Annotated in this window: 17 protein-coding genes; 9 read left to right on the top strand and 8 right to left on the bottom strand. The window is 50.0% G+C overall.

Translation table 11 applies throughout. From position 1 onward, the window contains the following. Positions 1 to 104: 104 nt before the first annotated feature. Together F0L74_RS00475 and F0L74_RS00470 are read left to right on the top strand one after the other, a co-directional pair. The gene (locus F0L74_RS00475; RefSeq protein ID WP_149835887.1) at positions 105 to 1,226 is read left to right on the top strand and encodes a twin-arginine translocation signal domain-containing protein; all 1,122 of its coding nucleotides are present in this window, start codon (positions 105 to 107) and stop codon (positions 1,224 to 1,226) included. Continuing rightward, on the top strand, positions 1,226 to 2,557 hold the full coding sequence (locus tag F0L74_RS00470) for a DUF2231 domain-containing protein (RefSeq protein ID WP_188315812.1): 1,332 nt from the start codon (positions 1,226 to 1,228) through the stop codon (positions 2,555 to 2,557). The genes F0L74_RS00475 and F0L74_RS00470 overlap by 1 nt, the downstream gene beginning before the upstream one ends. 219 nt (positions 2,558 to 2,776) lie before the next feature. Here the strand turns inward: F0L74_RS00470 and F0L74_RS00465 are convergent, their stop codons facing one another. After that, positions 2,777 to 4,846, bottom strand: a complete 2,070-nt coding sequence (locus F0L74_RS00465) for an OPT family oligopeptide transporter (RefSeq protein ID WP_149835885.1) — start codon at positions 4,844 to 4,846, stop codon at positions 2,777 to 2,779. Positions 4,847 to 4,901: 55 nt separating this feature from the next. Next, complete coding sequence (locus tag F0L74_RS00460; RefSeq protein ID WP_213086859.1) at positions 4,902 to 6,587, bottom strand: peptide MFS transporter; 1,686 nt, start codon at positions 6,585 to 6,587, stop codon at positions 4,902 to 4,904. Between the two features lie 199 nt (positions 6,588 to 6,786). Between F0L74_RS00460 and purD the strand changes: the two genes are divergently transcribed. The 6 genes from purD to rodA all read left to right on the top strand — a co-directional run bounded on the left by purD (position 6,787) and on the right by rodA (position 14,213). Further along, positions 6,787 to 8,064: a phosphoribosylamine--glycine ligase gene (gene purD, locus F0L74_RS00455; RefSeq protein WP_149835884.1), complete on the top strand. Its 1,278-nt coding sequence runs from the start codon at positions 6,787 to 6,789 to the stop codon at positions 8,062 to 8,064. Positions 8,065 to 8,314: 250 nt separating this feature from the next. Continuing rightward, positions 8,315 to 9,337, top strand: coding sequence for a rod shape-determining protein (locus F0L74_RS00450; protein ID WP_145710359.1), 1,023 nt, complete (start codon positions 8,315 to 8,317; stop codon positions 9,335 to 9,337). A gap of 102 nt (positions 9,338 to 9,439) precedes the next feature. Beyond that, positions 9,440 to 10,342: a rod shape-determining protein MreC gene (gene mreC / locus F0L74_RS00445; RefSeq protein WP_149835883.1), complete on the top strand. Its 903-nt coding sequence runs from the start codon at positions 9,440 to 9,442 to the stop codon at positions 10,340 to 10,342. Then, positions 10,339 to 10,848 carry a rod shape-determining protein MreD gene (locus tag F0L74_RS00440; protein WP_149835882.1) on the top strand — a complete coding sequence of 170 codons (510 nt, stop codon included), beginning with the start codon at positions 10,339 to 10,341 and terminating at the stop codon, positions 10,846 to 10,848. Before mreC ends, F0L74_RS00440 begins: the two co-directional genes overlap by 4 nt. Before the next feature lie 114 nt (positions 10,849 to 10,962). After that, positions 10,963 to 12,918, top strand: a complete 1,956-nt coding sequence (gene mrdA, locus F0L74_RS00435; RefSeq protein ID WP_149835881.1) for a penicillin-binding protein 2 — start codon at positions 10,963 to 10,965, stop codon at positions 12,916 to 12,918. 5 nt (positions 12,919 to 12,923) lie between these two features. Next, positions 12,924 to 14,213 carry a rod shape-determining protein RodA gene (gene rodA, locus F0L74_RS00430; RefSeq protein WP_149835880.1) on the top strand — a complete coding sequence of 430 codons (1,290 nt, stop codon included), beginning with the start codon at positions 12,924 to 12,926 and terminating at the stop codon, positions 14,211 to 14,213. A gap of 33 nt (positions 14,214 to 14,246) precedes the next feature. Here the strand turns inward: rodA and F0L74_RS00425 are convergent, their stop codons facing one another. Further along, positions 14,247 to 14,993 carry an MBL fold metallo-hydrolase gene (locus F0L74_RS00425; protein WP_246197581.1) on the bottom strand — a complete coding sequence of 249 codons (747 nt, stop codon included), beginning with the start codon at positions 14,991 to 14,993 and terminating at the stop codon, positions 14,247 to 14,249. 60 nt (positions 14,994 to 15,053) lie between these two features. Here F0L74_RS00425 and F0L74_RS00420 point away from each other — a divergent pair, with 60 nt between their 5' ends. Next, positions 15,054 to 15,392, top strand: a complete 339-nt coding sequence (locus F0L74_RS00420; protein WP_149835879.1) for a nuclear transport factor 2 family protein — start codon at positions 15,054 to 15,056, stop codon at positions 15,390 to 15,392. A gap of 122 nt (positions 15,393 to 15,514) precedes the next feature. Here the strand turns inward: F0L74_RS00420 and F0L74_RS00415 are convergent, their stop codons facing one another. The 5 genes from F0L74_RS00415 to galE all read right to left on the bottom strand — a co-directional run bounded on the left by F0L74_RS00415 (position 15,515) and on the right by galE (position 19,555). Then, a complete protein-coding gene (locus F0L74_RS00415) occupies positions 15,515 to 15,988 on the bottom strand; it encodes a hypothetical protein (protein WP_149835878.1) in 474 nt (157 codons plus the stop codon). Positions 15,989 to 16,015: 27 nt separating this feature from the next. Then, positions 16,016 to 16,645: a hypothetical protein gene (locus F0L74_RS00410; protein WP_149835877.1), complete on the bottom strand. Its 630-nt coding sequence runs from the start codon at positions 16,643 to 16,645 to the stop codon at positions 16,016 to 16,018. 107 nt (positions 16,646 to 16,752) lie between these two features. Then, positions 16,753 to 17,304, bottom strand: coding sequence for an RNA polymerase sigma factor (locus F0L74_RS00405; RefSeq protein WP_149835876.1), 552 nt, complete (start codon positions 17,302 to 17,304; stop codon positions 16,753 to 16,755). A 204-nt stretch (positions 17,305 to 17,508) separates the two neighbouring features. Beyond that, positions 17,509 to 18,471, bottom strand: a complete 963-nt coding sequence (locus tag F0L74_RS00400; RefSeq protein WP_149835875.1) for a transketolase family protein — start codon at positions 18,469 to 18,471, stop codon at positions 17,509 to 17,511. A 55-nt stretch (positions 18,472 to 18,526) separates the two neighbouring features. Next, positions 18,527 to 19,555 (bottom strand): UDP-glucose 4-epimerase GalE, encoded by a 1,029-nt coding sequence (gene galE / locus F0L74_RS00395; RefSeq protein WP_149835874.1) that lies wholly within the window; start codon positions 19,553 to 19,555, stop codon positions 18,527 to 18,529. Between the last annotated feature and the right edge of the window lie 27 nt (positions 19,556 to 19,582).

Genomic DNA, 19,582 nt, shown 5'->3' with positions numbered 1-19,582 from the left:
ATAGTTGTCAGTGATTAGCCGTTAGTCGGAAGTGCGCCATCAGGTTAGGGCTTGCACCCGTTTGTAATGCTAATAACTACTACTCATAATTAACTTTATTCCACATGGACAACTCAAGAAGGAATTTCCTCCGCAACACAGCGCTCGCCTCTGCAATGGCGGCTTCAGGACCAGTACGCGCGTTCTCTGCATCTGCGTTAAAAGAAGAAAAAGAACAAGCGCCGGCGGACGGAGTGATAGGGCACGGACAATACACCTACAAGGTAGATAAAGCCTGGGCCAAGGTGAGCGTGAATAACACGCCCCTCTTTAACTGCCACGAAATGGTGCAGGACAGTAAAGGCAGGCTGATCATGCTGGGCGATTGTACGCGTAACAACATCCTCATTTTTGACAAATCAGGCAAGCTGCTGGATTACTGGGGTACTGCTTTCCCGGGCGGCCATGGCCTTACCCTTTCAAAAGAAGGGGGCGAAGATTTTCTGTACATCACAGACTGCGGCTGGTATATGGACCGTACCGGCGCCATGAAACCGCAAGCCGGACAAGTAGTGAAAACAGACCTGAACGGCCGTTTGATCTTTGCCATCGGGCACCCGCGCACTATTGGCATCTATAAGGACGATGAGCCGTTTATGCCTACGGAAACGGCCGTAGCGCCCAACGGGGACATCTATGTAGCAGACGGTTACGGCTCTGATTATATCATCCAGTATAATAACAAAGGCCAGTATATCCGGCATTTTGGCGGCCATCATAATGATAACAAGGCTCATAACCTTTCCAATGCCCATGGCGTGGCCATTGACCTGCGGGATAAAAATAACCCGCTGCTGGTTTGTACTTCCAGGGAAGAGAACTGTTTTAAGTTCTTTACGCTGGATGGCAAATTTGTAAAGCAGGTAGATACCCCGGGCATGTATGTATGCCGGGCGGTGATGAATGAAGACGAGCTGTATGCCGGCGTTTGCTGGTCAAAGGATGCCCAGGGCAAGAAGTTCAACGGCTCCGGCTTTATGACCATCCTGGATAAAGACAATAAAGTAGTATCCAGCCCCGGTGGTACCGCGCCTGTATACAAAAACGGTGTGCTGCAGCCTACAAAGCAGGCGGCAGAACCGGTATTCCTGCATGGGCACGACGTATGCGTGGATGATGAAAAGAACCTGTATGTATGCCAGTGGAATGCCAACCACACGGCGCCCGTAAAACTAACACGCGTTTAATGTTATTGAATATCCTCACTTTCGCCGGAAGGCTGCATCCGCTTATTGTACACCTGCCCATTGGTTTTTTGCTGCTGGCGCTGTTGTTTGACGTATTGGGCTATACACGCCGTTATGCGCACCTGCGCAGCGCCGTGCCGCTTACCCTGCTGGCAGGGTTTGTAGCGGCGGTGCTGGCCTGTGTTTTTGGCTGGATCCTGTCTGCCACCGGGGATTATGATACCGCCACTTTAGGCCGTCATAAAACAGCCGGTATTATACTGGCAGTGATTGCCGGCCTTTTGCTGTTGTTTACGACCTCCTGGTTCAAAAAACAGTATGTGGTGGGGCCCCGGTTGTTTTCCGTGCTGCTGGTGGGCTTAATGGGCTTAATGAGCTATGCCGGCCACCAGGGTGGCAACCTTACCCATGGTAATGATTACCTGAACCTGGCTATCCTTACCCAGGTACAGCGGCAAAAGCCCACAAGCGTGGAAGCCGCCTTCATTTATGAAGATGTGGTACAACCCATGCTGATCCAGAAATGCGGGCAATGCCACCAGCCAGGTAAGTTAAAGGGCAAACTGTCTGTACAAAGCCTGGCCCTGCTACTTAAGGGCGGCAAGACTGGTCCGGCTGTAGTACCCGGCAAGCCGGACGAAAGTGAGCTATATAAAAGGATCACCATGGACCCCGGCCACGAAAAATTCATGCCGGCAGATGGTAAACCGCCCCTGGTGAAGCGGGAGGTGGAGATCATACGCTGGTGGATAGAGAAGGGGATGGCCGTAGAAGGTAAAAAACTGGCGGAACTGAAAGGTAATGCAACCATCCAACCGCAGGTGGCCGCCTACCTGGGACTGGGTGGTGCCGGCGCGGAAGAAGGTGTAGCGGGTATTGAACAGCATAATAACCCGGAGATCCCCGCCTCCCTGGATATGGGCCTGGTGGAGAACCTGCGTAAAAAAGGACTGATAGTACGGGTAATGCTGCAACACCCGGTTATGCTGGATGTGACCCTGCCGGCCGGATCCGGCGCCCGGATGGCTGACATTAAAGACGATCTGGCCCGGGTGGGCAAAAATATCATCTGGCTGAATCTTTCAGATAACGGGCTTACGGAGGGTGATCTGGCCGTGCTGGAGGGGATGAGCAACCTGGAGAAGCTGCGGCTGGAGAAAAATCCTATCGCAGACGGTATCAGTGATCACCTGCTTGCTTTAAAACATTTGACAGCAGTGAACCTGAATGAAACCAAGATCAGTGCACTTTGCGTAAATAAGTTAGGGGAAAACCCCGGCATTAAAAGGGTGTATACCTGGAAAACCGCGGTACCACAAAATGCAGATTAAGTTATGTATGTGTCAAAGCATAGCACAAGGGAAAATAAAGAGGGCGGTCATACAGACCGCCCTCATCGCTATTTAGTAGTATTTTAACCCAGCTCGAGTCCACTATAAGTCCACGTCAAGTCCACCTCCTCTCCACCTTTCCTCCGCCTCTACTTTGACTTTGCTTCGAATCTACTATAGGTATGCCATATAGTGAATATACCATCAACACCCCTGATCCTAAGATGGCATCTTTTGCTGCTGTTGCCGGGCTATCCGGTACAGGATCCAACCCATAAGGGCAAAGAAGGCAACTGCCAGTGCAAAGTAACCGCCCTGGCCCATAGCATGGGTGAGGCCTTCTTCAAAATTCAGCTTAGCCATAGTGGGGCCTACGCTGTCTATACCGGCCAGTATGGCAATCACCACACCCGCTACAGCGCCGCCGGCTACCAGGCCGGTGGCAAACAGGTTGCCTTTACCCAGCTCCTCTTCCTCAGCCGTTAATTTTACCTTGTTCTTTTTCTGCTTATGATCTACCACACCGCGGATTGCGCTACCTAAGAAGATAGGCAGGGTCGTAGACAAGGGGAGATAAGCGCCAATAGCAAAAGACAGGGATTTGATACCACACAGCTCCATGGTAATGGCCAGGAATACGCCTACTACCACATATTGCCAATCCAGGTTCTGAGACTGGATACCTTTAATAAGGGTAGCCATCAGCGTACTTTGCGGGGCGGGGAAATAGGTACTGCCGATAGCATGTTCTGTTACGCCGTTGGCAACCATTTGTGCCGTTGGTTTATCCAGGAACTTAATGGTAAAACCTATCACGATAGAGGACACGATGGCGCCAATGAACAGGGCTACCTGCTGGTGCCGGGGCGTGGCCCCTACTATATAACCGGATTTAAGGTCCTGCGAGGTACCGCCGGCATTAGCCGCCGCAATACAGATCATACCGCCTACAACCAGCGCCATGGGCTCATATACCTTACCACTCCAGCCTACTGCCAGGAATACCAGGCAGGTGGCCATCAGGGTGGCGATGGTCATACCGGAGATAGGGTTATTGGAAGTGCCTATCAGTCCCACGATACGGCTGGATACTGTTACGAAGAACGCGCCAAAGATCACCACCAGTAAACCGATCAGCAGCTTCTGGCCAATGGAGTTACCGGGCAGCTGGGGCAGGAATGCCATCAGCAATACCAGCAATAAACTGCCTATGGCTACTATGCGGATATCCAGGTCCCTTTCTGTACGGGGCACATCTTTGCCTTGTGCCGCGTCCTTATCCTTACCCAGGCTGCTGATGCTGCCTTTAAAGGAAGATACAATTGTAGGGATGGTTTTGATCAGGGTAATGAAACCGCCGGCTGCCACCGTGCCCGCAGCTATCTGCCTTACATAGGCATAATAAATAGCGGCGGAGTAGTTGGCAAAGGTATGGGTAGCGGGATCCCAGTTACCTTGTCCGCCAGGGGTGGTAATGCTGGCCAGGTAGCCAAGTTTTACCAGCTGGTTGGCAATACTGTCTGCCGGTACCAGGGTTGCCAGCAGGGGGATCAATCCCAGCCAGGCCAGCACGCCCCCGCCTACCAGTACGCCACCGATCCTGGGGCCGATGATATAACCGATACCCAGGTATTCCGGAGTAATATCGGCGCTCACCCTGGCAGAGGGCCAGAACTTATTTACCTGTTTGGTCATGTAAAAAGGCGTTTCCGCAATTACATGGAAGATCTTCTGGAAGATGGCATATACAAACGCGAAACCCAGTCCATAGAAAGCCGTTTTAGCAAAGTCGCCGCCTTTTTCGCCGGCTATCAGCACATCGCCGCAGGCAGTGCCTTCCGGGTAGGGAAGCGTGCCATGCTCTTTTACGATGAGGGAGCGCCGCAGGGGGATCATCATCAATGTACCCAGGATACCGCCAAATATGGCCAGGATCAGGATGGTGATATAGTTAAAATAGCTGGCGCCTGCCGGTGTGGAGAGGAACAGGAAGCCCGGTAAGGTAAAGGCCACACCGCCCGCAATGGTCTCGCCCGCGGAACCGGTGGTCTGGATGATATTATTCTCCAGGATGGTGGTCTTAAAGAACCGGCGGCCCAGGGTAATGGCAATTACCGCAATGGGAATGGAGGCCGTAACGGTAAGACCCGCCTTTAATGCCAGGTATACCGTAGCCGCGCCAAAGATGATACCGAAAATGCAACCCAGGAATATGGACTTGAATGTAAACTCCTTCATGTTCATCTGAGGAGCTACAAAGGGTTTAAAATGCGTATTGTTATCTGCCATAGCTGATGATGATGGTGTATGTGATTTAGATAGAATATTGCGTTTTTGATTAGAATTATCTTACGCCGTGCATCATTTTCTTCAGGAAAAAGCTCAGCAGGAACAGCAGTATAGCGGCCACTCCCGGCAGGATCACGAACAGCATAAAGAATTCATAGAGGTTATGGATGGTAAAACCTGCAAACTGTGGGTAGGAGGAAGGCAGCTGCAGTGTTTTGAGTTGTGCCTGTAATTGGGCGGTCAGCGGTACCGCGCCGTTCAGGATACCGGGCAGGTCAATACCTTTTTCCGCGGCCTTACCAAAGGTTTGCGCAGTGGGTGGCAGCAGGGTGCCCAGCGTACCCGCCAATGCATAACCGGAAGCATTAGAGAGGAAAAATACCCCCATCAGCAAAGAAGTAAAACGCTTAGGCGCCAGTTTAGATACCAGGGAAAGACCTATTGGCGATACGCTCAATTCTCCCAGCGTATGGAACAGGTACAGCACAAACAGCCAGATCACGCCTAGTTTTGCATTACCCAGGTCTTTTACCTGCAGGGCAATGATCCAGTAACCAACAGCCAGTAAGCCCAGGCCAATAGCCTGTTTTACCGGGGAGATGGGATCCATCTTCATCTTCTGCAATCGGAGCCACAGGAAGCTGAAGGGGATGGCCAGCGCGATCAGGGTAAGGGATTGTGCATTCTGGATAAGGCTGGGCGGCATATCCCAGCCAAACAGGCGGCGGTCCGTTTGCTGGTCCGCAATAAAGGTGAGGGAGGAGCCCGCTTGCTCAAAGCAGGCCCAGAAGAATATTACAAAGAATGATATGATGTAGATAACGATAATACGTTGCCTTTCTACGCTGTTCAGGGACTTATCGCTCAGGATCAACCCTCCCAGGGAAATGCCGGTGCTGTAAATAAAGGCATACAGCAGGTTTACGCCAATCACCTTGTAGAAGATGGCCATCAGGATGATCTCCGCCACTACGGTAATGGCAATAGCTTTATTGCTGAACTGGGCCTGGTCGCTATCCCCTTTCTTTGGTTTTGTACCAACGGGCTCGCCTTCAGGGCTTACTACGTATTTATCTTTCAGAAAATAGAACATGACCGTGCCTACCAGCATAGCGATGCTGGCGGCCAGGAAGCCCCATTTAAAAGCGGTGATATCGCGGATCTCCTTAGCGCCTTCAAAATGTTTAACGTCGCCCAGGATGGGGCAAATGGTGATACCTAGCAGGGCACCCAGGTTAATGCCCATATAGAAGATGGTGAAGGCAGAGTCCAGGCGGTTATCGCCTTTGGGGTACAGCTGGCCTACCATAGAAGAGATATTGGGTTTAAAGAAGCCATTGCCCAGTATCAGTACACCCAGGCCGGCCCACATGATCATACGGGCTGTTTCCACATTGGTGGCGTACAGGATACCGCTGGTGAACATGAATAGTTGTCCTAAGGACATGGTGAGCCCCCCTAAAATGATACAAGCCCTGTTACCCAGGTAACGATCGGCCACAAAACCGCCCAGGATAGCCGTTAACCAGCCCATGCCCAGGAAACCGCCATATATGATAGATGAATCTTCTTGAGAGAAACCGAGCGCGCTCACCAGGAAAAGGGTAAGCAGTGCGCGGTTGCCGTAGAAAGTGAACCGCTCCCACATTTCGGCAGAGAAGAGAACGGCCAGACCTTTAGGATGTCCTTTGCGTTGAGTAGTAGGAATAACAGGCGCTTGCATTACAGCAGGTTGACTCATAAATGGTCAGGTTTTGGTCTTGTTGTTAGTTAGTTTTAAGGAATTGTAAAGCGGCAAGATAAAGAAATTCAGGTATCTGCATAAAAAAATGGTGTGTTTGGTTATTTTTTGACTTTTCTTTGCAAAAATTTTGCTAAATCGGACACCTGTTCCGTCTGCCGGTTTTATGCCGCCGGCAAACAGGGCAACCAGACACTATATGAAGATATTACTTTTAGGTAGCGGAGGCCGGGAACATGCGCTGGCCTGGAAAATATCACAGAGCCCGTTATGTTCACAGCTGTTCATAGCGCCGGGTAATGCCGGTACTGCCCAGTACGGCAGCAATGTAGATATGGCCGTTACCGCGCTGGAGCAGATCAGGGCGTTTTGCCTGGAGCAGCAGATAGATATGGTGGTGCCCGGTTCCGAAGATCCGCTGGTAAAAGGTATTTACGATTATTTCAGGAACGACGCCGCTTTGCAGCATATACCGGTAATGGGCCCTTCCCAAACAGGCGCCCAGCTGGAGGGCAGCAAGGCCTTTGCCAAACAGTTCATGCAGCGGCATAATATCCCCACTGCCGCCTACCGTGAGTTTAGCGAAGCCAATTACGAAGAGGGCGTAGCCTACCTGCAGCAGCATTCCCTGCCCATCGTATTGAAGGCAGACGGGCTGGCCGCCGGCAAAGGCGTAGTGATCCTGGATTCCCGGGACGCCGCCGTGGCAGAGTTCACGCAGATGATAAAAGCCGCCAAGTTTGGCGACGCCAGCAAAAAGGTAGTGGTAGAGGAGTTCCTGACGGGTATAGAGCTCTCTGTATTCGTGATCACAGACGGACATTCCTACCAGCTGTTACCAACGGCAAAAGACTATAAACGCATAGGAGAAGGAGATACCGGTTTAAACACCGGCGGTATGGGGGCAGTATCGCCCGTTCCTTTTGCCGATGCGGCGTTTATGCAAAAGGTAGAAACCCAGGTAATAAAGCCTACTGTAGCCGGTTTGGCCAGCGAGGGCATCGTATACCATGGTTTCATTTTCTTTGGCCTCATTAACGTAAACGGCGATCCCTTTGTGATAGAGTATAACTGCCGTATGGGCGACCCTGAAACAGAGGTGGTGATGCCCAGGCTGCAGAACGACCTGGTAGCGCTGTTTAACGCCGTAAAAGAAGGCAACCTGGCTGCGCAGACCATACAGGAAGACAGCCGTGCAGCCGCTACGGTAATGCTGGTGTCTAAAGGCTACCCGGAAGACTATGAGAAAGGAAAGGCCATTAGCCAGCTGCCGGCACAACAACCCCACCAGCTGGTATTCCAGGCAGGCACCCGCGAGCGTAACGGGCAGCTGCTGACCAATGGCGGCCGGGTTTTGACCATTACCACGCTGGCCAACAGCCTGCAGGAAGCGCTGGCCCAGTCAAGGGAAACGGCCGCTGCCATCCAATTTGAAGGAAAATATTACCGTAAGGATATAGGGTTCGAGTTTGTTTAGAGATACATTCAGCGTCATATAAGGATACGATAGAAAGGCTGTAGCCGATTGATTTTTAAAGAGTCAGACAATTTTTTACAGGTAGCAACGTTTAAGCGGTTCAGGCATTGGAACATATCTTTAGCACTACATCTTACAATAAATAAGATTTTTTAATATTTAAGTGTATATTGCTGGAACATCCAATTTTTGCATCGTATATTCGTTGGAATTATTCATTTTTGCATTCAATTTTTGACCGTATCAAACAATGGGATTTTTTAATTTTTTAACGCAGGAAATAGCGATAGACCTAGGCACAGCGAATACGCTGATCATACACAATGACCAGGTAGTGGTGGATGAACCTTCCATTGTAGCAATTGAACGAGCAAGCGGCAAGATCGTGGCGGTAGGTAAAAAGGCCATGATGATGCACGAAAAAACGCATGAGTACCTGCGTACCATACGACCCCTGAGAGATGGTGTAATAGCAGACTTTAATGCGGCAGAAGGAATGCTTCGTGAAATGATTAAGTTGGTTTATCCCAAAAAACCATTGTTTTCTCCCAGCTGGCGTATGGTTATCTGCATCCCTTCCAGTATCACGGAAGTGGAAAAGCGCGCCGTACGCGACTCTGCCGAGCAGGCAGGCGCCAAAGAAGTGTTCCTGATACACGAACCGATGGCGGCGGCGCTGGGTATTGGCATTGATGTGGAAGAGCCTGTGGGTAACATGATCATTGACATAGGCGGTGGTACCACTGGTATCTCCGTAATAGCGCTGGCCGGTATTGTGTGCGACCAGAGTATACGTATAGCGGGCGATGAATTCACCGCAGACATCATGGAGGCTTTACGCCGTTACCATAGCCTGCTGATTGGCGAGCGTACCGCAGAGCAGATCAAGATCCAGATCGGATCTGCCCTGAAGGAGCTGGACAATCCGCCGGATGACGTACCTGTAAATGGGCGTGACCTGGTAACCGGTATTCCCAAGCAGATCATGGTATCTTACCAGGAAATTGCGGAAGCGCTGGATAAATCGATCTTTAAGATAGAAGAAGCCATCCTGAAGGCGCTGGAAACTACGCCTCCGGAGCTGGCAGCAGATATTTACCGCAGGGGTTTATACCTTACCGGCGGTGGCGCATTACTGCGCGGACTGGACAAACGGCTGGCCCAGAAGATCAAATTACCGGTGCATGTAGCAGACGATCCGCTGCGCGCCGTGGTAAGAGGTACGGGCATCGCATTGAAGCATGTGGGTAAATATCCGTTCCTGATGCAATAACTCTTTACGAAAAGTGAAAGGTGAATAGTGAAATAGTAGAAACACTCTTCACCTTTCACTTTTCCCATAAAATAACCGCCCGAATCTGGAAAACTTTATAAGGTGCGAAATCTAATCATTTTCTTAAGGCGATATTTCAACTTTTTCTTATTTCTGCTGCTGGAAGTGATTTGTATTGTGCTGGTATTCCGCAATAATAATTTCCAGAAGACCGCCTACCTCAATTCTGCCAACAACGTAAGCGGGAAACTGTATGACCGCTATAACAACGTACAATACTATTTCCATTTAAAAGCCACCAACGATAGCCTGGTTAAAGAGAATGCGCGCCTGCATAACCTGCTGCACTCCAGCTTTGACAGCATGATCACCAGCAATATCATCAAAACAGACACCATCCGCCAGTACAGTAATGATACCGCCCACCGGATAATTGGTACGGAAATGCGCCGTTACCTGTACCGTGAGGGTAAGGTGATCAATAACTCCGTGAACCGGGCGGTGAACTATATCACCATCCACCGCGGCAGCCTGCAGGGTATACGTCCTAATATGGGCGTAATAGGGCCCAGCGGGGTGGTAGGCATGGTGCGCAGCGTAAGCGATAACTATGCGGTGGTATTATCCCTACTGGCCAAGAGCTCCGGCGCTGCCTCCAGCAATTTTGGGGTGAGCGCCCGGCTTATAAAAGGTAAGGAGATTGGTACCGTATATTGGGATGGAGCAGACCCTGGTTATGCCATTATGAAAGATATTCCCAGGAGCGTAAGGCTGCAGAAAGGCGATACTGTTATCACCAGCGGCTTCTCTGCCCTGTTCCCGGAAAACATACCCGTAGGCTTCATAGATAGCTTCTCCGGGGGAGATAAGTCCAGCACTTCCTATACCATCCGTGTAAAACTGGCCACCAACTTCTATAACCTGCAATATGTGTATGTGATAGATAACCTGCTCAAGGACGAACAACAACAATTGGAGGATTCAACTTACCATCTGATCAAATGAGCATACTGTTACGCAATATCATCCGTTTTGTGCTGCTGCTGCTGTTGCAGGTATTTGTGCTAAACAAGATACTGGTGCACCAGCTGGTAAGCCTGGAGCTTTACATGTTGTTCATCCTGCTGCTACCCTTTAATATTCCCCGTCCGGCGGTAATGTTACTGGGGCTGTTAATGGGCCTTAGCCTGGATATGTTTATGAACACCATGGGCATACACGCCTTTGCCTGCGTGTTTATGGCCTATCTGCGTCCGTTCATTATCAACATCCTATCCCCCCAGGGTGGTTTTGAAACGAACATGAAAACCCCTTCCATGATCAGTATGGGGGTATCGCAGTTCCTTATCTACGTATCCATTCTGGTATTCCTGCACCACCTGGCCCTGTTTACGCTGGAGGTATTTGGTTTTGGCAATCTGGGTTACCTGCTGCTAAAGATCGTATGCTCTACCATTGCCAGCCTGGTGCTGATCGTTTTGTATGAGTTACTGTTTTTCTCGAAGAAGTAATTAAGCGCCCGCCATTACACACAGGGAAATACTTTAACGATCATTTGTAATCTGTAATTACAGAGAAGTAATTAATTGATATAATTTCGTTGTGCACTTTCACCTTTTAGTTAGATGTCTGTTTATAATCAGCCCAGGAGAAGAGTAATACAATTGATCATTCTTGGTATGGTGTTGCTCATCATTACCAGGTTGTTCTTTTTGCAGGTGGTGGAAAAAAAGTATTCCAAGCTGGCGGATGCCAATGCGGTATTACGTAAGGTCGTGTATCCCAGCCGGGGCATGATCTACGACCGGCATGGCCGCAGCGTACTGCGCAATGAAGTAATGTACGACCTGGTGGTAACCCCCGCCAGCGTTAAGAACATTGATACCAACTATCTCTGCCAGATACTGCAGATAGATAAAGTGGAATTCCGTAAACGTATCGTAAACGCCATCGTAAAGAACGGGCGCGTAAGGCAGTCTGTATTCAGCCCCCTGCTGCCGCCGGAGATCTTTGGCCGCCTGCAGGAAAGTATGTACCTGTTTCAGCCCGGCTTTGAGCTTATGCAGCGCCAGATCCGCTCCTATCCTTACGCCGCCGCCGCTAACATATTAGGCTATATTGGGGAAATTGCCCCGCAAACACTGGCATTGCCAGCTTACAAAGACTACCAGATGGGCGACTACCTGGGAATGACCGGTCTGGAAAAGACCTATGAGAATGTGCTGGTGGGGCAGCGTGGTATACAGTACCTGGTAAAGGACAACCTGAACCGCCCCCAGGGGCCCTATGAAAAGGGGGAATTTGATACTGCCGCCATTGCCGGTAAGAACCTGCGCCTTTCCCTGGATATAGACCTGCAGGTGCTGGGTGAGCGGCTCATGCGCAATAAAATAGGTAGCGTAGTGGCCATTGACCCGCAAACCGGCGGTATACTGGCCATGGTGAGCAGCCCTACTTTTGACCCTAACCTGCTTTCCGGCTCTTACCGCACCCGTAACTTCAGCAAACTATTTGTAGATACTACCAAGCCGCTGTTTAACCGCGCCATGCAGGGTACTTACCCGCCGGGCTCCTCTATGAAGCCGCTTACGGCCCTGGTAGCCCTGGATGAGGGGATCATCACTCCTAGCTTTGGTTATCCCTGCCGGGGCGCGTATACTGCCTGCGGACGTTCCATTGCCTGTGAGCACAGCGAACCGGGCCATGCGGCCAACCTGCGCCTGGCTATTTCCCACTCCTGTAACTCCTATTTTGTGAACCTGTACCGCCTGGAGGTGGATTCCCGTAAATGGGGCAGCGTAAGAAAGGGGCACCAGCGCTGGTATGAGTACATGCGGTCCTTTGGTCTGGGCCACCGCCTGGGAGTGGATATTCCCGGTGAGTACAGCGGTACCGTAGCGGATACCAACATGATGAATAAGAATTATCATGGTCAATGGAACTCCTGTTCTGAACTGTACGTAGGTATGGGACAGGGCGCCGTAGCGGTAACGCCGCTGCAGATGGCCAATGCTATGTGTATTATCGCCAACCGGGGCTCTTATTTCCTGCCGCATTTTGTACAGACCATTGATAACGATAAAGAAGAACAGCTGAAGAAATATAGAGAAAAGCATACGGTAGCCCATGTAACGGATACGGTTTATAAATCCGTTATATATGGTATGGAAGATGTGGTGGAAAGCGGTACGGGCCGTAATGCCCAGATAGAGGGGGTGATCGTTTGCGGTAAGACCGGTACAGCGCAAAACAACGCCAGGATAAACGGAGAGCTGGTAAAATTGAAGAACCACGCCTTCTTTGTGGCCTTTGCGCCCCGGGACAATCCAAGGATCGCTATTGCGGTGATCGTGGAAAACTCCGGTTATGGTGGTACCTATGCGGCGCCTATTGCCGGTATGATGATGGAGAAATACCTGCATGATACCATCTCCGTAAAAAAGAAACCCATGATGAAGACCATGCTGGACTATGTGACCATAGACCCCGTTATACGGGAAAAATCCAAACTGGACTCACTGAATGGCGCTACGGCTAAATTAACAACAGACCAGATACTCAACGTTTATTTCCATAACTAAACCAGATGAACGACCGGCAGCAAATAAAGCTCACACAAGGGATTGACTGGCCTATCATGGGCCTTTACCTGGCGCTGGTAATGATAGGGCTGTTATCCATTTTTGCCGCGGAATACCGGGAAGGCGATAATATTTGGCAGAATGTGATGCACCAAAGTACCAACTATGCCCGTCAGGTATTATGGCTGCTGGTATCGCTGGTGCTGGCTACCATCATATGGCTTACGGACAGTAAGTTCTTTACCGCCATGGCCAACCTGATGTATGCCTTCGGGTTATTACTGTTGTTGTTGGTACTGGCCATAGGTACGGATGTAAAGGGCTCCCATTCCTGGCTGGTGCTGGGTGGTTTCCGGTTCCAGCCGGCGGAGTTCACGAAACTATGTACCAATCTGGCCCTGGCTAAATACCTCTCCTCGCTGGAAACGGATTTTAATAAGCTGCGCTCCCGGTTGATAGCAGCTGCCCTGGCGCTAATACCTTGTGCCATTATTATCCTGCAGGATGAAACGGGCCTGGCGCTGGTATACTTCTCCTTTTTCCTGGTCATGTACCGCGAGGGGCTGCCAGGTGTGTTGCTGGTAGTGGCTTTTTCCGGTATTATACTGGTATTGAGCGCCCTGCTGGTGGATAAGAATATCCTGTTTATCATATTTTCCGTGGTCACGGTGGCAGTGATCTATTTTAGCCGGCGGGAGATCAAGCGTAGCCGCTCCCGGCTGGTGCTGATACTGGGGGTCTGGGCCTTCTGCTCCGTTTTCGTGATGTTTATTGTGCCTTTTGCCTTTACCAAGGTGTTAAAAGACTACCAGGTAAGGCGTATTGAGGTAATGCTGGGTAAGGAGAACGATCCCAAAGCCACGTATAATACCCGGCAGAGTATGATCGCCATTGGCTCCGGCGGGTTCTTTGGAAAGGGGTACCTGAAAGGCACCCAAACCCGGTTTGATTTTGTGCCGGAACAAAGTACAGACTTCATTTTCTGCACTATAGGGGAGGACTTTGGCTTTTTTGGCAGCCTGATCTTCATGGGGATATTTGTAGCCCTGCTCTTGCGGATCATTTTTATAGCGGAACGACAGCGATCGACCTTTAGTCGCGTATATGCATATGGCGTGGCCAGCGTCATCTTTTTCCACCTGGCCATTAATATTGCCATGACCATAGGTCTGGCGCCGGTGATAGGTATTCCCCTGCCGCTGGTAAGTTATGGCGGTTCCTCGCTCATGACCTTTACCATGCTGATATTTATTATGCTCCGTTTGGATGCGGACCGGCAGATGGTATTGAGATAGCGCAAAAAGTACCCTTTTTTGTTTTAGCCATTATTAGAACTTCCCGTAAGGGAATTTAGTATCGTGGTAATAGAGAAACGTCCAGCCTTCATTGGTGCCACGCTCCAGGAATTCCTGGCGGAGCTCCATGCTCCGTTTGCCATCATAATCATACTTGGCAATAAACCGGTTCTTCATCTGTGAGATCTGGGGGGCCACATCGCCGCCAAAGAACACTTTATCTTCCCCATCATCTATCAGGAAAACCTGGTGGTAAGGGCAATGCCCGCCGGTGAGCTCATAGTGAATATACCCATCTATATCACCGTTACCCTCCGTAAAGACCACATTATCCCGTTGCTGCAGCAGGGCTACATCTTCTGCATGGTAAGATTTACCATCCTGCTCAATGGCATAGGCCATTTCCTGCGCGTTCACATAATGGGTGGCCTGTGGGAAATTTAACTGGCGGCTGCCGGTTGCCGGGTCTATGCTGGAGATACCACCGGAATGGTCTTTATGGAGATGGCTCATCAGCACTTTGGTGATCTCCATGGGGTTTACCCCGTTATCGATCAGGTGCTGGTGCAGCTGCAGCACGCCTTCGCTGGTGCGGAAACCCAGGCCGGCGTCCAGCAGTATATAATCGCGGTCTGTAATTATCAGGAAAGGCTGGATCTCTACCAGCAGCGATCCATGGTTACGTTGCTGCATGGTATCTTTTGACGTGTCAAAGGGAATGAATCTTTTTGTTGCATCTACGGTAAAGCTCCCCTCTGATAAAGGTATAATACGTGCCATCCTGTAAAATTACAAATAATTAAAGGCATCGTCATTATCTTGGTATTAAAGTAAAACGGTATGAACAACTTTGCACAAGAGTGGGTGAACGCCTGGAATAACCATGACCTGGAGGCCATTATGGCGCATTATGCGGAGGATGTGATCTTCTATTCTCCCTTTATCCAAAAGCTTAATAACGACCCATCCGGGCGTATACAGGGTAAGGAAGCGCTGAAAGCCTATTTTACCAGGGGCCTGCAGGCATTCCCGGACCTTCATTTTGAACTGCACCAGGTGCTGGAAGGCGTACAATCAGTGGTATTGTATTATACAAGCGTAAATAACCGCCTGTCTGCGGAGATGATGGTATTAAATGAGCAGGAAAAGGTAGTGGAAGTAAGGGCACATTATAAATAATGTGCTAATGTGCAGATATGCTAATGTGCAAATGCAATGCAGTGAGTGATAGCTAATATGAAAATTAATTTAATCCTGTCTTTTCATCTGCACATCTGCAAATTTGCACATCTGCACATCAACTATTGTTTGAACCGGCGCATATTCCGGTCTGCCCGGCGTTCATTCAGCTGGCGGACCAGTTGCATACGGAATTCACGTTCTGCTTTGAAAACGGAACCGGCTTTACCAGGGGGCAGCGCCTTCAGGAACTCCTGTTTATAGCGCTTACGCACATTCACCATACGCTGCTCCAGGTCCATTTCCTTGTCCAGGTTCTGCCGGGCAGCGGCGTCGTCTTTTTTATCCACCTGACGGTTGCGGCGGCGCTCGGCGATGAGCTGTTCTACTTCGTGGGTGTAATTATTATAGAGCGGCCAGAATTTCTGGGCCTCATCTGGCGTAAGGTCCAGCTGTTTGGAGAGGTAGGCGATCTGGGCCGCCCGGATCTTATCTTTGAGGGCAGGATCATCGCCTGGTTGCTGTTGGGCGCCTGCCCGGACGGACAGGAACAATAGCAAGGCAACAATAAATCCTGATATGTTAAAATGCTTCATGGATAAATTCGCTAATAGTTTGACACCTCAGTTCGACAAGCCGGAATTCTCCAGGTACTTTTCTATAGCTGCTTCTGGCATGTCATAGAGGTTGGTTGATATCCTGGGCAGTTCGTCTGCTACATCCATCTTTGATACATTTGAGAATATGGCCTCATTATCAAAGGCGTCTGTATGGTTCTGCAGGTAATCCACGATCTCCTGGTCGGGAATACCTGCCAGTTGTGCTTCAAAATTGGTGGCAGGCGCCGGGTTATGCCGGAATATGAACAGGGCGCCCAGGGCAATACAGCCGGTAAGGCAGGCGGCCGCCGCCCATGACAGGTAACGCCGGCGGGAGCGGATGGGTACCACTTTAGCCGGGTTGGCTGTTGTGCCGGATTGGATATCGTTCATGATACGGTCTGCCAGGCCGTCAAAATAGCCTTGCGGAGCGCTCATGGGCTGTTGCCGCGGGGCGGCAGCCAGCAGGGGAGACAGGGCAGCCAGCTCGTCCTGCACCGTAGCGGCGTTTTCTGCCTGTATACGCTGCATGATCTGGCCCGGTAATTGCTCAAAATAACCAGCCGGCGCCTGATAAGGCGTTTCTGCCGGTAAGCGTAAACCGGGAACGATCTCCTCCAGTTCTCCCACGATATCTTTTCCCTTTTTGTTCATAATACTTGGTTAGACAATATCGACGGACAATAGTTTAATGGGTGATTACGTTGTTTTTACTTCCGGAAATGGATACTACTGGCGTAATGCGGCCCTGCCTATTGATCTTAGCTGTTTTTTATGAATTCTTCTATCTTTTTTACGGCATGATGATATGACGCCTTCAGGGCTCCCTCGGAGGTCTCCAGTACCCTGCTCATCTCTTCATAGGGCATTTCATCATAATACCGTAGGTTAAACACCACCCGCTGCTTTTCGGGCAGGCTCAGTATGGCTTTTTGTAGTTTCCACTCCAGTTTGTTGGCATCGAATTGGTTGTCTGCACGTAGTTTATTACTAAGGCCTGTTTCTACGTCAGACAAAGATACCGCAGATTTTCTTTTTTGCTGTTCCAGGAAGGTCAGGCATTCATTGGTGGCTATCTTATATAACCAGGTGAACAGCTGGGCGTCTTCCCGGAACCCTTCCAGGTTTTTCCAGACCTTTATGAACACGTTCTGCAATACATCATTCGCATCTTCATGGTCTACCACCAGGCGGCGGATATGCCAATACAACCGTTCCTGGTATTTCTGGATAATGTAGGTAAATCCTTTCTCCCTGGTATCCGGTTGCCGGTATAACGCCAATAGTGCTTTATCATCCTGTGTAACGGCCATGGTAGGTTAAATGGATGTGTAGATGTGCAAATGTGCAGATATGCTGATGACCCGCAATTTGTTACAGTTACACAATTTATTGTTCACGTTGTTCTGAAATTGATTACAGCTGAAATTAAATAAAAAAACCATCCATAAGATGGTTTTTTTATTACTAAGTTTAATTGCTATGGAAATAATGGTTTCTACCCATTAGCATTTCAATTATTTTCCTTTTCTGCTCATTGCTTTTTCCGCAGCTGCTACGATATGGTTGGCATCCAGGCCATATTTCTTCAGCAGGTCTGTGGGCTTGCCGCTTTCGCCAAAGGTATCGTTGGTGCCTACGAATTCGATGGGCACGGGCTTGTTACGGCCGGCCACGTGTGCAATGCTATCGCCCAGGCCGCCCAGTATATTGTGCTCTTCTGCAGTAACGGCGCAGCCGGTCTTGTTCAGGGAGCGCAGTACGGCTTCTTCGTCCAGCGGTTTGATAGTATGTATGTTGATGATCTCTACGCTATAGCCTTTTTCCTCCAGGATCTTACCGGCTTCAACGGCTATCCATACCAGGTGTCCGCAGGCAAACAGGGTTACGTCTGTACCTTCATGCAGCACCTGTGCCTTGCCTATCTCAAATTTTTGGTTCTCCGGCGTAAAGTTGGGCCATTTGGGACGGCCAAAACGCAGGTATACCGGGCCCTGATAGTCAGCGATGGCAATGGTAGCGGCTTTGGTCTGGTTAAAATCGCAAGGTACTATTACGGTCATACCTGGCAGCATACGCATCAGGCCAATATCCTCCAGGATCTGGTGGGTAGCGCCGTCTTCGCCCAGGGTAAGGCCTGCGTGGGAAGCGCAGATCTTTACATTCTTACCGGAGTAAGCTACAGACTGGCGGATCTGATCATATACGCGGCCGGTAGAGAAGTTGGCGAATGTAGTGGTATAAGGTATTTTACCGCCAATAGTCATACCTGCTGCGATACCCATCATGTTGGCTTCCGCAATACCGCATTGTACAAAACGATCAGGAAACTCCTTAATGAAGGCATTCAGCTTCATGGAACCCAGCAGGTCAGCAGTAAGCGCTATCACGTTCGGATTCTTCCGGGCTACTTCCAGGATACCCTCTCCAAATCCTGCCCGTGTTTCTTTTTCATTTAAGGGTTGAATATCTTTTACCATATACCAAGTTCTAAGATTATGAATGTAAATGTAATAAAATTAATGTGCTGATGTATTAATTACTCAGCACCTTATCCCGCAGGCTCACTTCCCATTGCCAGGCGGTGCGCATCATATCTTCTATGCCGATCTTAGGCTCCCAGCCCAGTTTTTCCTTGGCCAGGCTGTTATTGGCGTAGATGGCGATCACATCACCGGGACGGCGGGGCCCCAGCTCATAGTTGAGCTTTACGCCAGAGATCTTTTCAAAGGCCTTAATGGCTTCCAGCACGGTTACGCCGTTGCCGGTGCCCAGGTTAAAGATCTCGTGGTTGCTGCTGTTCTTTTTGTCCAGCAGGTACTGCAGGGCACGGGTATGGGCATTGGCAATGTCCATTACATGTATATAATCGCGTATGCAGGAACCGTCGCGGGTATCGTAGTCATGGCCAAATACGATCATCGTGGGCCGCTTGCCAATGGCAGTCTGGGTGATCATCGGCACCAGGTTATCCGGTTTGCCCAGGGGCAGCTCGCCTATCAGGGCAGAAGGGTGGGCGCCTACCGGGTTAAAATAACGGAGCAGGATAGACTGGGTATCATTCACCCGGCTGTAGTCCTGGATGATCTGCTCGCCCATCTGTTTGGTACGGGCATAGGGGGACTGCGCTTCGCCTAGCGGGGTGCTTTCCACTACCGGCAGATCCGTGGTATTACCATATACGGAGCAGGAGGAGGAGAATACGAAGTTGGGGATCTTAAATTCCTGTATGCATTTCAGGATGTTCACCAGCGAGGTGAGGTTGTTATGGAAATACAGCAGCGGCTCCGCTACGGACTCCGGTACTGTTTTCAGCGCAGCGAAGTGGATAACGCCAACAATATCCCGGTTCTCATGAAAAACGGCATGGGTATCCTCCAGGTTGCAGAGGTCCACTTTATAGTTATGGATCCTTTTGCCGGTAATTTTTTCAATACCGTCCAATAGTTGGGTAGTGCTGCGGATATTACTGTCCACAGATACGACATCAAAACCATGATTGATGAGATCTACAATTGTATGCGCCCCAATGTAGCCACAACCACCGGTGACAAGAACCTTCATTGTGTTTAGTTTTTTATAACTCTTATG

This window comes from Chitinophaga agrisoli, assembly GCF_008386695.1.
Classification (GTDB): Bacteria; Bacteroidota; Bacteroidia; order Chitinophagales; family Chitinophagaceae; genus Chitinophaga; species Chitinophaga agrisoli.
This window is presented reverse-complemented; position numbering and strand designations above follow the sequence as displayed.